A 646-nucleotide genomic window follows, 5' to 3' on the forward strand; every position below is an offset into this window, starting at 1 on the left:
TGATATCACCGTCTGGATTCTGTTCATGATATCACCGTCTGGATTCTGTTCATCTTGAACAGTCAGGCCAGAGAGTTCAACCATGCGGCGGGCGAGATCGATGATCTTGACTGGCTCGCCCATGTCGAGGACGTAAACGTCTCCCCCTGTGGCCATGGCGCCCGCCTGGATCACCAGCTGAGCCGCCTCGGGCACAGTCATAAAGAACCGGGTAATTTCCTCGTGCGTCAACGTGATCGGGCCACCGCGGCTAATCTGCTGACGAAACAGGGGCACCACAGACCCGGACGATCCCAGCACGTTTCCGAAGCGAACCATCGAAAAGGTCGTGCGATCCTGGCCTTCGGACAGCGCCTGAAGGATCGTTTCAGCCAACCGCTTGGTTGCCCCCATGACATTCGTAGGCCGGACCGCCTTGTCGGTGCTGACCAGGATCATCCGATCGACCCCGGCTGCAAGAGCTGCCTTGGCAACGGAAAGCGTGCCGAAGACATTTGTCTTCACACCCTCGGCGGGGTTCTGCTCGACCAGCGGTACATGCTTGTAGGCCGCGGCATGGTAGACGGTCGATGGCCGCCACGTCGCAACAATACTGCTAATGCGATGCTCGTCGCAAACATCGGCTAGAAGCGGAATAACAGGAAAC

General features: G+C 58.2%; 1 protein-coding gene. It reads right to left on the bottom strand.

What is annotated here, in order from left to right; translation table 11 throughout:
- Window positions 1-646, bottom strand: a 646-nt coding sequence (locus AC1DIX_RS27500; protein WP_477328486.1) for a polysaccharide biosynthesis protein, incomplete at both ends; no start/stop codon positions are given.

Source organism: Massilia sp. 05N420 (assembly GCF_056397205.1).